11 protein-coding genes are annotated in these 14,745 nt (G+C 72.8%); 5 read left to right on the plus strand and 6 right to left on the minus strand.

Annotation, left to right across the window (positions count from 1 at the left end; translation table 11 throughout):
• Nucleotides 1–48 precede the first annotated feature (48 nt).
• On the plus strand, nt 49–756 hold the full coding sequence (locus NYF13_RS30700) for a nitroreductase family protein (protein WP_315661427.1): 708 nt from the start codon (nt 49–51) through the stop codon (nt 754–756).
• Here the strand turns inward: NYF13_RS30700 and NYF13_RS30705 are convergent.
• The 5 genes from NYF13_RS30705 to NYF13_RS30725 form a co-directional block, all read right to left on the minus strand.
• Nucleotides 737–2,389, minus strand: a complete 1,653-nt coding sequence (locus NYF13_RS30705) for a glutamate--tRNA ligase family protein (RefSeq protein ID WP_315661428.1) — start codon at nt 2,387–2,389, stop codon at nt 737–739. The two genes, NYF13_RS30700 and NYF13_RS30705, sit on opposite strands and share 20 nt — an antisense overlap.
• 154 nt (nt 2,390–2,543) lie before the next feature.
• Nucleotides 2,544–3,200, minus strand: coding sequence for a GntR family transcriptional regulator (locus NYF13_RS30710; RefSeq protein WP_315661429.1), 657 nt, complete (start codon nt 3,198–3,200; stop codon nt 2,544–2,546).
• Nucleotides 3,201–3,238: 38 nt separating this feature from the next.
• The gene (locus NYF13_RS30715; RefSeq protein WP_315661430.1) at nt 3,239–4,456 is read right to left on the minus strand and encodes a threonine synthase; all 1,218 of its coding nucleotides are present in this window, start codon (nt 4,454–4,456) and stop codon (nt 3,239–3,241) included.
• A gap of 51 nt (nt 4,457–4,507) precedes the next feature.
• Entirely contained in the window at nt 4,508–4,660 is a 153-nt protein-coding gene (locus NYF13_RS30720) for a hypothetical protein (RefSeq protein WP_315661431.1), read from the minus strand.
• A 59-nt stretch (nt 4,661–4,719) separates the two neighbouring features.
• Entirely contained in the window at nt 4,720–6,954 is a 2,235-nt protein-coding gene (locus NYF13_RS30725; RefSeq protein ID WP_315661432.1) for a helix-turn-helix transcriptional regulator, read from the minus strand.
• Between the two features lie 413 nt (nt 6,955–7,367).
• Between NYF13_RS30725 and NYF13_RS30730 the strand changes: the two genes are divergently transcribed.
• Entirely contained in the window at nt 7,368–8,315 is a 948-nt protein-coding gene (locus NYF13_RS30730) for a hypothetical protein (RefSeq protein WP_315661433.1), read from the plus strand.
• A 101-nt stretch (nt 8,316–8,416) separates the two neighbouring features.
• Here NYF13_RS30730 and NYF13_RS30735 read toward each other — a convergent pair whose 3' ends face one another.
• Entirely contained in the window at nt 8,417–11,662 is a 3,246-nt protein-coding gene (locus tag NYF13_RS30735; RefSeq protein WP_315661434.1) for a LuxR C-terminal-related transcriptional regulator, read from the minus strand.
• 314 nt (nt 11,663–11,976) lie between these two features.
• Between NYF13_RS30735 and NYF13_RS30740 the strand changes: the two genes are divergently transcribed.
• From NYF13_RS30740 to NYF13_RS30750, 3 genes are all read left to right on the plus strand, one after another.
• Nucleotides 11,977–12,879, plus strand: a complete 903-nt coding sequence (locus NYF13_RS30740; protein ID WP_315661435.1) for an IniB N-terminal domain-containing protein — start codon at nt 11,977–11,979, stop codon at nt 12,877–12,879.
• A gap of 312 nt (nt 12,880–13,191) precedes the next feature.
• The gene (locus tag NYF13_RS30745) at nt 13,192–13,815 is read left to right on the plus strand and encodes an RraA family protein (protein WP_315661436.1); all 624 of its coding nucleotides are present in this window, start codon (nt 13,192–13,194) and stop codon (nt 13,813–13,815) included.
• A 239-nt stretch (nt 13,816–14,054) separates the two neighbouring features.
• Nucleotides 14,055–14,729: a Pr6Pr family membrane protein gene (locus NYF13_RS30750; RefSeq protein ID WP_315661437.1), complete on the plus strand. Its 675-nt coding sequence runs from the start codon at nt 14,055–14,057 to the stop codon at nt 14,727–14,729.
• Nucleotides 14,730–14,745: the final 16 nt, after the last annotated feature.

The following is a 14,745-nucleotide window of genomic DNA, read 5'->3' on the forward strand; positions in this document are numbered from 1 at the left end:
GTATTCCGAACTGGACCAATGCGCGGATCGCGTGCCAGTGTCGTTCGCGTGCCCCGGACCCACAGCCACCCCTTCGTCCCGTACGCGCCACCACGCCTTTCCGACGGCGAAGGGCTGCGACGCGGTCAGGAGCTGCACGAGCACCTGGAGACCCGCCGTTCGGTGCGGTGGTTCTCCCCCGAGCCCGTGCCGCTGACCGCGATCCAGACCGCGGTCCGCGTCGCCAACACGGCGCCGAGCGGCGCGCACCACCAGCCGTGGACCTTCGCCGCGACGCGCGACCCCGAACTCAAGCGGCGGGTGCGGGCGGGGGCGGAAGCGGAGGAGCGCCGGTTCTACCGCGAGCGCTCGGCCCCGCAGTGGCACCACGCCCTCGCGCCGCTGGAAACCGATGAGGACAAGGAGTTCCTGGAGATCGCGCCGTGGCTGGTGGTCGCGTTCGCGCAGAAGAGCACCCCGCGCCCGGACGGTGGGCTGCGCAAGAACTACTACGTGACCGAGAGCGTCGGCATCGCCTGCGGACTGTTCATCACGGCCCTGCACACGATGGGACTGGCCACGCTGACCCACACGCCCAGCCCGATGGCCTTCCTGACCGGGCTGTTCGGCCGGCCGGCGACCGAGCGGCCGTTCGTGCTGTTCCCGGTCGGGCACCCCGCCGACGACTGCGAGGTGCCGGACCTGCGGCGCAAACCGCTGGCCGAGGCCCTGGTGGTCGTCGGCGAGGCGGACGGGCTCAGCCGGCCAGCGCCGTGAACCGCCGCAGCGTCTCCTCCCGGCCGAGGGCCTGGCTGACGGCGTGCAGGTCGGGGCTGCGGGTGGAGCCGGTGAGGGCCAGCCGGACGATCTGCGAAGCCTCGCGGATGGAGCCGGGGAACGCCTCCGGGTCCTTCTTGAACTCCTTGGCGTTGCGGGCGAAACCGTGCTTGGCGGCGACGTCGCGGATCTGCTGGAACCACTCCTGGCCGTCGTCGAGCTGCCGGTAGTCCGCGACGAAGTCGGTGGCGACCGCGCGCACCACCTCCGGAGCCACCCCGAGGGCGGCGATGCGCTCGTCTTCCGGCCCGGTGACCGCGGCGTGCAGCTGCGGGAAGAAGAACCCGTACACGGCCCGGAACTCGCCCCAGCGCTTGAGGTCCTTGCGCGGGTTCTCCGCGCCGTCGCGCTCGACGGCCAGCGCGCGCAGCGCCAGCTCGGGCTCGGCCTCGAGCACGGCGAGCAGCTCGGCGTCGAACTGCCGGGCCCAGCCGCGCACGGCCTCGAGGATGTCCTCGCCGGACAGCGTGGCGATGTGGTCGGCGGCGATGTCGTCCAGCTTGACCAGGTCGACCAGCGGGCCGGCCACGCCGCACTCGGCCAGCCGGATCGGCTCGGCCAGCGCCTGCCGCAGCGGCAGCTCCGCGAGCCGGCCGTTGGCCAGCCCGCGCAGGTAGTAGAGCACGGCATCGGCCGGGTAGCCCGCCTCGATGTAGAAGTCGACCGAGGCTTCGGGGTCCTTGCGCTTGGACAGCTTGCGCTTGCTGCCGCCCTCCTGCTTCATCAGCGGGGCGATGTGCGCGTAGGTGATCGGCTCGAAGCCCAGCGCGTCGAACAACTGCTGGTGCACCGGCACCGAGGAGATCCACTCGTCGCCGCGGATGACCAGGCTGACCCGCATCAGGTGGTCGTCGACGGCGTGCGCGAAGTGGTAGGTCGGCAGCCGCGGGCTCTGCTCGGAGCTCTTGAGGATGACCACGTCGTTGCGGTTGGCCTCGGCCTCGATCGAGCCGCGGATGGCGTCGGTGAAGCGGACCCGGGCGCCGGTGTCCTCGGGTGCGCGGAACCGCACCACCCACGGTTCGCCCGCGTCGAGCTTGGCCCGCACGTCGGCCGGTTCGGCGTCGCGCCAGAGCGCCCAGGAACCGTAGTAGCCGGTGGGCAGCTTGGTGGCCTGCTGCCGGGAGGTGATGGAGGCGAGCTCCTCCTTCGTGGCGAAATCGATGTACGCGCGGCCTTCGCGAAGGAGGTGGCGGACGTAGCTGAGGTAGATCTCCTCACGGGCGGACTGCTGGTACGGGCCGTAGTCGCCGCCGCGCGCGATGTCCTCGTCGGCGGCCAGCCCGAAGTAGGCGAAGCCGCGCTCGAACTGCTCCAGTGCCCCCTCGACCTCGCGCGACTGGTCGGTGTCCTCGACCCGCACCAGGTAACGCCCGCCGGAGCGCCGCGCCACGTCCTGGTCGATCCCCGCGACGTAGATCCCGCCGATGTGCACGAACCCGGTCGGCGAGGGCCCGAACCGCGTCACCTCGGCCCCCTCGGCCAGCGAACGCTGCGGGTAACGCCGCTCCCAGTGCTCGGGCTCCGGCAGGTCCGCGGGGAACAGGGCATCGATGACGGCTCGGTCCAGCATGGGCGTCGGCACTCCGGGCGGCTCTGGTTTTCGGACAGGGTCAGGGCAACGGACTCAGCCTATCGCCGCCGGTCGCGCGAGGTGCGGGCACGCCTCCGGGCCGCCGCCCGGTCCGGTTTCCCTCGGCGCGAGGAACCTTCCCCGCGCGTCCGGCTCACTGCGGCAGCGCCGTCTCCAACGCCCGGATCACCTGCGCCACGTGCCGCCGGGCCGCCTGTTCCGCGGCGGAGGTGTCGCCGGAGCGTAGGGCTTCGAGGATTTCGCGGTGTTCGCCGAGGCTGGCTTCCGGGCGGCCGGGCACGGAGATGGTGACGTTGCGGCCGAGTTGCAGTTGCGCGCCGAGCAGGCCGGCGATCACCAGCAGGCGCCGGTTCGGGGAGGACTGCCAGATCAGGGCGTGGAACTCGCGGTCCAGCCCGGCGTAGCGGGTGACGTCGCCGTGCTGCAGGGCGGCGCGCTGGGCGTCGATCAGCTCGCCGAGGCGGGCCAGCCGCTCCGGCGGGCGGGTGCGGGCCACGTCGCGGGCGGCGAGGGAGTCCACGGCGGAGCGCAGTTCGTAGAGGTCCCGCAGGTCCGCCGCGGTCAGTTCGGCGACGAAATAGCCCGCGTGCGGGCGGGAAACCAGGAAACCCTCCCGCTCCAGGATCGCCAGCGCGGCCTTCACCGGAGTCGGGGACATGCCGAGCCGCTCGGCCAGCGGGCGCACCGTGACGCGGCAGCCGGGCTCCAGCTCACGGGTCAGCACCGCCTCGCGGGCCGCCGCGTACGCCGCGCGGACCAGGTTGCCCGCCGCCGGAGGCCGGTCGGTCACCTTGGTCGCGCCTCCTTCGGTGATCGGCTCCACTCCCCTCACCCCACCGGGATGACGCCGTCCTTGGCCAGCAGCGGCGCGTCCACCTCGACCGTCTCCGGGTACTTGATCCCCGCGCCGGTGTTGAGCACCACGACCTCCTCGCCGCCGCCCAGCCAGCCGGACTCGCGCAACCGGTCCACGGCGGCGAAGCAGGCCGCGCCCTCGGGGCAGACGAACGCGCCCTCCAGCCCGGCGAGCCGGCGTTGCGCGGCCAGCAGTTCCTCGTCGGTCACGGCGATCGCGGTGCCGCCCGTCTCGTAGACCGCGTCCAGCACCAGGAAATCGCCGAGGGCCTTCGGCACGGTGATGCCGAAGGCGACCGTGCGAGCGTCCGAGAACGGCTCGCTTTCCCGCGCGCCCCGGGCGAAGGCCTCGACGATCGGCGCGCAGCCCGTGGCCTGGACCGCGACCAGGCGCGGCAGTTCACCCGAAAGCCAGCCCAGCTCCTTCAGCTCCCGCAACGCCTTGTGGATCCCGATCAGGCCGACGCCGCCGCCGGTCGGGTACAGCAGCACGTCCGGCATCCGCCAGCCGAGCTGTTCGGCGATCTCGTACCCCATCGTCTTCTTGCCCTCGAGCCGGTACGGCTCCTTCAGCGTGGAAACCTCCTGGTAGCCACCGCGGGCGGCGACCGCGGCGGCGATCAGCCGGCCCGCGTCGCCGATCAGCCCGTCCACCCGGTACAGCTCGGCGCCGGCGGCCAGGCACTCCTTCATGGTGATCGCGGGCGCGTCGTCGGGCATCGCGATCAGGCTCTTGAGGCCGGCCCGCGCGGCGTAGAGCGCCCAGGCCGCGCCCGCGTTGCCGTTCGTCGGCATGCCGACGCCGCGCACGCCCAGCTCCAGCGCCCGCGAGACGCCCACCGCGGCACCGCGAGCCTTGAACGAGCCGGTCGGCACCAGCCCCTCGTCCTTCATCAGCAGCCGCGGCACCCCGGCCTGCCGGCCGTAGGCGGGCAGCGGCAGCAGCGGCGTCATCCCCTCCCCGAGCGTCACGACGTGCCGGGGGTCGCGCACCGGCAGAACCTCGTGGTAGCGCCACAGGTTCGGCTCCCGCGCGGCGATCTCCGCGGGGGTGACGGTTTCGCGCACCCGCTCCAGGTCGTACCGCGCCAGCAGCGGCGCGCCCACCGCGGAAGTCCCGTTCACCCGGTCGGCCTCGGACCGCTCGCCGGTCCGCGAGCACTCCAGGTGGCTGAGGAACGAGAACGCCATACCGCCTCCAGACCGTCGGGAGGACAGTTTGGATTCAAAGGGCCGGCGAGGTCAACGGCACCTCACCGCGTGGTCGGCGGCCGAGGGCCCGGCCCCCGTCGTCGAGGACGGCGCGGCGGTGAGCGCCATTCCGGCCAGCAACGCGAGACCGCCCACCCACAGCGTCAGCCGGAACAGGGAAGCGACTGAACTCACGACCTTCATGACTGGTGTCCTTTCTGTACCTTCTCCGGGGTGCGGGAAGGATCGGGGTGCGGGAAAGCTCAGCCGAGCAGTTCGAGCCGCGCCCGCGCCTCGCCCAGCACCACCGGATCGAGCCGTACGCGGTATTCCGCCGCCTCCGCCCATCGGCGGGCCGCCGTCGCCCGATCGCCCCCGGATGCGGCGACGTTGCCGAGGCCCAGCAGGGCCCGGGCCCGCTCGTGGTCGCTGCCGGCCTGCTCGGCGAGCTCGGCCGCGGTCGTGTAGCCACGCCCGGCGTCGTCGAGGTGCCCGGCGCGGAACCACGTCCAAGCCCGGCAGTTGGCCGACATCGCGCGGTCCACCGGAAGCTGGGCGAGGTCGTTCGCCTCCTTCGCCGAGGCGATCGCTTCCTCGTGCCGGCCCAGCGCCGAACCCGCGTACGCGATTCCCCGCAGCGCGATCACCACGTTGCGGATCCGCCCGGTGCGGCGGTAGACCTCCAGCACCCGCTCCAGATCGGCCAGCGCGGCTTCGGGCTCGCCGCCGTAGAGCCGCGCCCAGGCCAGGCTGGACAACGCGTCGACCTGCCCGCGCTCGTCGTGGGCCTCGGCGAAGCACTCCTGGGCCAGCCGGTGACAGCGGACGGCTTCGGCGATCTCGCCGGATTCGACGTGGGCCATGCCGAGGCTGTTGAGGATCAACCCCCTCGCCCCGGGTTCGTCCGCGACCTCCAGTGCCCGCCGGTGCGTGCGGATCCACGGCTCGAACCGCTTCTCACGGAAGAAGAAGGCGCGGAGCACGAACGCGAGCTGCCAGCAGGGTCGGCCCAGCCCGTGGTCCGCGGCCACCGCGACCAGGTCGGCCAGCACCGGCCACTGGGCGTCGAGCCAGGCCAGCGCGCCGTCCCCGTCCGCGAAGGGCAGCCGCCGGGGCCGCGCCACCCCGGCGCCGGGCCGGAACCGGTGGGGCTCGGTCAGCTCGTCCGCCGCCAGAGCGGTGCCCAGGGCGTGCCCGACCAGGCGCGCCACCGCCGCCTCGCGGGCGGCCGGAGCGATCTCCGGCAGCACCCGGCGCAGGGCGAACATCCGCATCAGATCGTGCAGCTCGACGTACCCCTGCTCGTCGCGGACCACGAGGTGGGCGTCGTGGAGCCGGTCGAGCAGCCGGTCCGTCTCCCCCGCACCGAGGCCGGAAAGCGCCTCGACGGATGCGCTCTCCGCGGCCGCAGCCGGGTGCAGCGCAAGGAGCCCGAAGAGGTTCCGCTGGTCCTCGGGCAGGGCCGCGCAGGAAACCGCGAAGGCAGCCGCGACGCTTCGCTCCCCGTCGTCCAGCGCGCCGAGCCGGGTGTCCTCGTCGGCCAGGCGGTCGCGCAGCCGGACGGCGGACCAGCCGCCCGCCACGAACCGCGCGGCGGCGATGCGGACGGCGAGCGGCAGCCGTCCACAGTGCTCGGCGATCTCGGCCACGACCTCCTCGTCACCAGCACCGTCACCAGCACCGTCACCGGCGCTGTCACCAGGACCGTCGTCCCCGGCGGCCGACCGCCAGAGCGCGATCGCCTCCCGTCGCGGCAGCACCCCGACGGCGAGGTGCCAGGAGCCGTCCAGCGAGGGCAGCCGCCCACGGCTGGTCACGAGCACCCGCGAGGCGGCGGCGCCGGGGAGCACGGGGCGGACCTGGTCCGCGGTCCGCACGTTGTCGAGCACCAGCAGCAGCCGCCGGTCCCGCAACCGGGCGCGCACCAGGTTGGCCAGCCCGTCCTGGTCCGCGGGCACCTGACCGGGCGTGACGTCGAGCAGGCTCACCAGCCGGCGCAGTCCTTCGACCGGGGACAGCGCTTCGGCGCCGGGGGTGTGCCCGCGGTAGTCGAAGAAGAGGCAGCCGTCCGGGAACGCGGGCAGCGCGGCGTGCGCGGCGGCCACGGCCAGCGCCGTCTTGCCCGAGCCGGCCATGCCGTGCACCACCCCGGCCCGCGTGTCCCGCGGATCGCGCAGCGAAGTGGTCAACGCCGCCAGCTCGGCCTCGCGGCCCAGGAACAGCCGCCCGCCGTCCGGCAGCCCGACCAGACCGCCGCCGGTGCGGCGGGCGAGCGAACGTTCGGTGACCAGGGCGAGCAGCTCGCCCCGGGCTTTCAGCACGCGGTCACAGGCCCGGGCGAAATCGTGGGAGGCGCGCTTCTGGCCCGTCTCCACCCTGCTCAAATACCCCTTGGTGAAATGAATGGTGGCGGCGAAAGCAGTGAGTGAAATTCCAGCCGACATACGACGGCGCCTCAATTCTGTGCCAAAGTCAGCCATCCGGTAATCATCCCGCATTCCGTACTGGAAGTGAAGGCCGGCCGGCGACCTGGGGCCGCCGGCCGGGCCTGGGGTCAGACGAACAGCGAGAACAGCCGCGCCATGAGGGCGATGATGCAGTGCGTGTGCATTGTTCTTTTCCTTTCCCGAGGAGGTTCGCCGAATTTGTTCGACCACTGAAGCCTCACTCGGGAATTGCCGGAAAAACAGAGGTTTCCCGTTTACCAAAAATAGGAAACGTCGCTTACTGTCGTTGACCTGCATTGTTTCCTGAACCAGGAAACAGCCGGGAAACGGCCTGCGCGGCCTCGTGGCGGGGAAGCCGTCTGCGTAGACTCAGCGGGCATCGAACGAACGGGGGTGGCGGCTTGACCCAGTCGGAGGACCATCAGGCGGCCCATCAGCCGCAGGATCAGGTGAACGAGGCCCAGGTGAACACCGAAGAGCTCGTGGCCGAGCTGAAGCTGCTTCGCAAGGGGCTGGGCATCCAGGCGAAGACGCTGCCCGACCACGTCGGCGCGCGGCTGCGTCAAGTCTGCGGAATCCAGGACCAGGACAGCCCCGGCACGGTCCGCGACAAGGTGGCGGAGACCGTGCGAGACCTGATCACCCGGCTCCCGAGAGCGCAGCAGGACACGGCCCGGCTGGTCTTCGGTTTCGACGCCCCGGCCGGCTGGCGCTACACCGCACGCCTGATCAAGCTGGCCACCGACGCGGAACGGGACCTGCGCACCATTCAGCGGCGCGCCGACGACGTCGTCTACCTCCTCGCCGAAACCGCCTACGCGGCCCCGGTCCAGCCGAGCCGCAAGAGCCCGTGGCACACCTCGGCGCTGGCCGTGCGCCTGACGTTCGCCGAGACCGGCGCGGAGGTGTTCGAAACCCGGCGGATCGTCAGCCACGTCGACGGGCTGGAGGAGATCGAGCACTCGGTCTCGCTGGCCCGCCCGCTGCAACCGGGCCAGCCGCTGCCCACCCTCGAAGGGCTCGGCATCGACGTCGTCTCCGGCGGCAAGGTGCACTCCACCCGCATGATCTCCTCCACCCGCGTCGCCTTCCGGCTGCGGCCCCCGCGCCCCCTCGACGCGGAGGAACAGCACGAATTCTTCTTCCGGATCCGGGTCGACGAGTTCCCTTCACCGTTCTACTGCTGCACGCCCGAATACCCGTGCGAAGACTTCGACCTCAACGTGCGCTTCCACGCCGACCGGCTCCCGGCCGCGGTCTGGCTCATCGACGGCGAGTTCTCCAAGGACGCCGAAGACCCGCTGGCGCCGCGCGAGCCCCTGTGGCCGGACAGCTCGGGCGAGGTCCACACGAAGTTCCGCGGACTGCAACCGGCCCGCTCCTACGGGTTCGGGTGGTCTCCGGGGAGCTGACCCCGGATCCCCGGCACCTCCTTCACCACTCGACGGCCCCCTGCTTCGAGTCTGACGGATCGCCCGGCCGCCGGGCCGGACAAAACCACGACACTTCCCGGTCAGGACTCGGGGAACAGGCGGCGCAGCGCCTGCAGCAGCTCACGCCGGTCCCCCACCTTGAGCTTCGCCCGGACCCGGGCCATGTGGTGCTCGACGGTCTTGCTGGAGATGAACAGCTTCTCCCCCGCCTGCTTGTAGGTGAAGCCGTCCACGACCAGGCGCGCGACCTCTTCCTCCCGCTCGCTCAACGCCGCGGGCGGCGAAACCGCCTCCGCCACGACCGGCGCGGCCGACGGCCCGCGGTGCTGGAACGACTTGGCCGCGTTGAGCAGCCGCACCATCGCCCCCCGATCGGCCGTGCGGACGGCAGCCTGCCCGGCCAGCCGCGCCGCATCCCAGCCGAAGCCCAGCTCGTGCAACTCCCCCGCCGCAGCCAGCACCGCTTCGACCCCGGCACCGGGGCCACCGGTCGCGGGCCCACCACTCGCGGCCACGCCGGTTGCGGGCCCACCGCTCGCGGTCACACCAGTCGCGGCCACACCGCTCGCAGGCACGCCGGTCGCCGCCACACCAGTCGCGGACCCACCACTCGCCGCCACACCGCGCGCGGCCACACCAGTCGCGGCCACACCAGTCGCGGGCGCACCAGTCGCGGGCGCACCCGTTGCAGGCACGCCGCTCGCCGCCACACCGCGCGCAGGCACGCCGGTCGCAGGCGAACCACTCGCGGCCGCACCAGTCGCAGGCCCACCGCTGGCCGCCACACCGGTCGCGGGCGCATCAGTTGCAGGCTCACCGCTCGCGGGCGCACCGGTCGTGGGCGCACCAGTTGCGGCCACCCCGATTGCAGACTTGCCGGTTACGGAACCGCCAGCCGCTGGTCTATCGGACCCGGGCTCACCAGGAGCGTCACCACCACCCAGCCCAGCAGCATCGCCACGCACACCCGCTCCAGTCACACCACCACTCACCCTCGGCCCAGCCGCCTCTACCGCAACAACATCACCACTCACACCTGCCCCAGCCGCACCATCATCCACACCCAGCCCAGCCGCCTCTGCCGAAGCGGTATCAGCACTCACATCCGCCCCAGAAGCATCACCATTCACATCCGCCTCGGCCGCACCAAAATTCACATTCACCCCAGCCGTACCAAAATTCACATCTGACTCGGCCGCACCAACCGCATCGGCAGCATCGTCGCTCGCAACCGACCCAGCTATACCACTACTCCCACCCAGCCCAGCCGACCCAGCAGCATCGCCACTCACAAACGCCCCAGCCGTACCGCCATCCCCAGCGGGCCCGGGCGCGGCGCCGGCCACCGCGAGACCGTCGCCCGGTCCGCCGAGTAGCGCCAGCCAGCATCGGCCGGCTGTGGCCAGGGCGGCGGCGAAGCGGCCGGCCGGGGCGCACTGGTCGAGTTGCTTCAGCTGGTGTTCCGCCGTGTCCCGGTCGGCGGCGAGGATCGCCGCGTGCAGGCGGCCCCAGTGCAGCCACGCGGTCCAGTTCGGCGGGTTTCCCAGGCGTTCGAGCAGCCGGTCCGCGCGGTCGAGCGGCCCGCTGATGCGATCGTGGCGCCGCAGCCGGGCCGCAGAGGTGGCCAGTTCGCTCAGGGGGATCAGCGTGAACAGGTCCACCGGCTGCCGCATGAGGGCGGCGTAGGCGCGGTCGCCGTGGTGGCGCATCCCGGGGAGGTCGGCCTGGCGGCGGGCCAGCCCCAGTTCCGCCGTGGTCAGGTACAGCTCGTCGCGCGGGGTCAGTGACGACGGGTCGTCGACGGCGGCGATCTGCCTTTCCGCGTACGGGAGATCGCCGCGCAACAACGCCGTCCAGGCCAGCAGCAGACGGGTGCGGACGGTGGGCCGGGCCCGGCCGAGCACGTCCTCCGCCAGGGCCAGCTCGCCGGTGTGCAGCGCGAGCAGTGCCGCCGGCTCGGCCGGGAAGACGGGCAGCAGCACGTCTTCGTGCGCCGTTTCCAGGGTCGCGGCGGCGGTGAGCAAGGTCGACAGCGCGTCGCTCGGGTGGCCGTCGATTGAAGCGCGGACGCCTTCGGCCATCCTCGCGGTCACGCCGAGCAACGCGCTGGGCGAGCGCACCGATGCGAGCGCCTCGTCCGCCTCCGCGCGACGGCCCGCGGCGAGCAGCTCCACCGCCGCGAGTGCGGTCACGGACTCCTCCCCCGACCAGAGGAGCAGTTCCGCGCTGCGCGCCAGCTCCCCCCGCCGGCCGAGCACGGTCCCGGTGATCACGGCGCCGCGGGCCCGGTCGCCGGGGTCGGCCGCGCCGAGCAGTTCGTCGCCCAGCACCAGCGCGGTGCCGAAGTCGTCGGTGCGCGCCGCGGCCTGGGCCCAGCCGGGGGCGATCGCAGCACGGGGACGGCCGGTGCCGGCCGCGGCAGCGAACAGCGCCGCCGCCAGTTCCGGGTCGTCCGGCAGGGCCTCGCTCGCGGCCGCGGCGTACGCGGCGGTCACTCCCCGGCCGGACGCGCCGGTGTCCAGCAGCGACCGGGCCAGCCCGAGCACCGGCTCCCCGTCCTCGGCCCGGACCTCCAGCATCCGGGTCAGCACGCCCAGCCGGCGGTCGGGCACCACCAGCGTGCGCACGGCCAAGGCGACCAGGGGCGGCAGCCCGTCGTCGGTGCCGAGCAGACCGGTCGCGCGGACCTCGCCGATCAATGCGGAGACGCCCTCACGGTCACGGTCCAGCACCGCGCACAGCAGGCCGAGGTCCCGCGCGGCCCCGGCTTCGGCCGCGACCAGGTAGCCCTGCTGATCGGCGCTCAGCGCCGCCAGTTCGGACCGGAAGGACTCCACCGCCTTGACCGCGGAGCCCGCCGCGAGCAGCCGCGCGACGAAACGGGGGATCCCGCCGGTGGACGCGTGCAGAGCGGGCAGGCCGGCGTCGCGGCCCAGCAGCTCGCGGGCCAGGAGGGCGACCTGGTCGGGGTTCAGCGCCCCGAGCACGAGCTCCCGCACCGGACCGAGATCCGCCGCGGTCCCCGGGCGGCGGGCCAGGATCATCCGGGCTTCCCGGCGCGCCAGCAGTTTTCGCACTGCCGCCAGGGACGGTTCGTCGAGCTGGTCGGCGTCGTCGAGCACCAGCACGGTGTCCTCACCCGGCCCGGACGTCAGCGCTTCCCGGCCGAGCACCGTGACGCCCGCACCCGCGTACTGGCGGGCGACCGCGGTGAGCACCGCGCTCTTCCCCCGGCCCGGCAGCCCGGTGACCACCACCCGCAGCGGGCGGAGCGGGTCCGCCGCGACCACGTCGAGCAGTTGTGACGCCTCGGGTCTGACCAGCACGCGCCCAGCACCTCCTGTCCTCGGTGCCGCCGGGCCACGCGGGCCCCCGTGACGGCAGTTCCGGCGCGGCCTCCGGGGGTTCGGAACCACGACCGCACCAGACTGCCCGTTCGTGAGACCGTTCGCTCCCCCGGAGTCACCCGTAGTGGAAAACGATCACCTAAACATTCCCCTAATGGGGCAGGAGCCCCCCTGAGGGTTGACCGGTGTGCGACTAGGCGTGATCCCCGATGCGGGCGCTCACCCGTTCGCCCTAACGTCGTCGGCATCACCAAACCGGCTTCATCGACGATCACCTCTGGAGAACGCTCCCCATGAACCCCGCTCAGTCGCTGTACGAGTTCACGATGAACCTGCTCAACGACCCGTCGGCCCGCGGCGCGTTCGGCGAAAACCCGCAGCACACGCTGTCCGAGGCCGGCCTCGGCGACATCAGCACCGCCGACCTGCACGACATCCTGCCGCTGGTGCTCGACTTCGCGCCGATGCACAACGGCCTCTCCCTCGACTCCCTCGGCGACGGCCCGTCCAGCGCCGCCGAGCAGCTCAAGGCCCTCACCCAGACCCTCACCGTCGGTGACACCAGCTCGGAGAACAACCTGTTCGGCGCCGTGTCCGGGATGACCGCGCTGACCAACGGCCTCTCCTCCGCTCAGGACCTGAGCCACTCGCTCGACACCGGCCTGGCCGGGGGCGACACCAACCTCGTCGGCACCGTGACCAACGCCGTGGACGCCGGGCACGTGGCCGGCCAGCTGACCGGTGGCGACCTGACCAGCCACCTCACCGGTGGCGACCTGACCGGCGCGCTCAGCACCGGCGACGCGACCGGGGCCGTGACCGGCGCCGTCGACCACGTGGCCAACCTGACCTCGGGCATCGGCGGCGTCTCGGGCGTCGGCTCGACCGTGACCGACCTGACCGGTTCGCTGCACAACGCCACCGGGGTCGAGCACCTCGCGGGCAACGTGACCAGCCACCTCGGCGACGTGGCCAGCCACCTCGGCGGCGTCACCGGTCACCTGGGCGACATCGCGCACAACGGCACGATCGACAACGTCACCAGCCACCTGTCGGACATCGGCAACCACTCCGGCGACGTCAGCGGCGAGCTGCACGACGTGGTCGGCGGCATCGGCAACGGCGCGCTCGGCCACCTCGACGCGGTGCACGACGTCGCGCTGCTCTCGGGCAACGACGTGGACCTGCACCACTGATCCTCCCAGCACGCGAACGAGCCCGGCCGGGGTGCTTGACCGGCCGGGCTCGTTCGCGTGCGACGGGGTTCCGGCCGGATCCCGGCCCCGGCGCCCCGAGCCGCGGGCGTTCCCGCTCGTGGCGCCGACGACCAGCTCGTCCCCGCGCGAGGTAAACGCGCGCGTTTCAGATTGCCCGTCGGTACCGCGGTTCGTGCAACGGTGTGTTTCACTCCAGCGCGGACGGTCGTGGTCGCTCTCGAGGGCGACCGGTCGGCCGCGCCGAACGCGGCCCCCACCTGCGGAGACCCCGGACGTCCTAGGATCCCGGGCATGACCGACGCCCGTGGATTCCCGGCCCTCTCCCCCACCTCACTCGCCGACGTGCTCGGCCGCGGGCAGGTGATGGACATCGGCATCCGCCCCGTGTGGTCACCGGTGCCCCGGGTCGCGGGCCCGGCGTACCCGGTGCGCTGCCCGCCGGGTGACAACCTGATGCTGCACGCGGCGATCCACCGGGCCGAACCGGGCTCGGTCATCGTCGTGGAATCGGGCGACCTGGAGCACGCGCTGGCCGGCGGCAACGTCTGCGCCACCGCCCACCGCCGTGGCATCGCCGCGTTCGTGCTCGACGGCGTGATCCGTGACCTCGCCGAAGTCCGCGAGGCCGGCTTTCCCGTCTTCGCCCGGGGCGTGATCCCCATCCCCGGGAAGAAGGGCACCGCCACCCCGCTGAACCAGCCCGCCCGCTGCGGGGGCGTCACCGTGCACCCCGGCGACATCGTGGTCGCCGACGAGGAGGGCGTGGTGGTCACCCCGGCCGCCCGCGCCGAGCAGGTCCTGGCCGACGCCTTGGCCAAGCAGGACCGCGAAGCGGCCGAAACCCTGGACGACTGGGCGGCGGACCACCGGGCCAAGGTCGAGAAGATCCTGCGCGAGCAGGGGTTCACCGGCTGAGGTGGTGGAGCCCGCCGGGCTTCGACGTCCGGCGGCGTTCCCGGCACCGGTCACGGCGGCCGGGCCCTCGGGCCGTCCTGGTTTCCGGCTCACGTCCCGGCGGATCGAGGTCACCAGCGTCCGTCGCGCGCCGCAAGGGCGATCTCCGCGGTGATCCACACCTCGGGCGGCGCTGGGCCGTTCGGGCTAAGCTCCCCCGCGACCGAAGCCGGTCCCGCCCACCCCTGGCAAGGAGCCCCGTGACCACTCGTCCCGCTGTCCTCACGGTGTCGCGCTGGTGCTACGGGCTGATCGCCGCGGTGATCGCGGTGGCGCTGGTGATCCAGATCGTGCTGGTGTTCCAGGGCGGGGCGGACGCGAACTCCGGCGAGACCGGCCAGAGCGCCGGGGTCCGGTTGTGGCGGCTGTTCAGCTACTTCACCATCCAGAGCAACCTGATCCTGCTGGCCGTCGCGGTCGTGCAGGCTTCGCGGCCCGCGTCCGGCGGGCGGATCTGGCGGGTGGCGCGGCTCGACGCGCTGCTGGGCATCCTGATCACCGGGCTGGTGTACGCGATCGTGCTCGCCCCGCAGATCCACCTCACCGGCTGGCCGCTGGCCGCGACCATCGGCTTCCACTACGTCTCGCCCTGGGCCGCGGTGGCCGCGTGGCTGGTGTTCGGCCCGCGCCCCGGGACCGGCGGCTGGGGCACGGTCGCGGCGGCGTTCGGGTGGCCGGTGGTGTGGCTGGTCTACATCTTCGTCCAGGGCGCTTTCACGCACTGGTACCCGTACCCGTTCATGGACGTCACCGAGATCGGCTTCGCCACCGCTGTGCGCAACGCGCTGCTGGTAGTCGTGGTCGCGCTGGTCTTCGCCGGGCTGGTCCGGCTGGCCGACCGGAAGCTGCCCGCGCTGAGGCGGGAACCCGGCTAGGGTCGGGTTCGGGGCA

This window comes from Amycolatopsis sp. PS_44_ISF1 (assembly GCF_032335455.1).
Lineage (GTDB): Bacteria > Actinomycetota > Actinomycetes > Mycobacteriales > Pseudonocardiaceae > Amycolatopsis.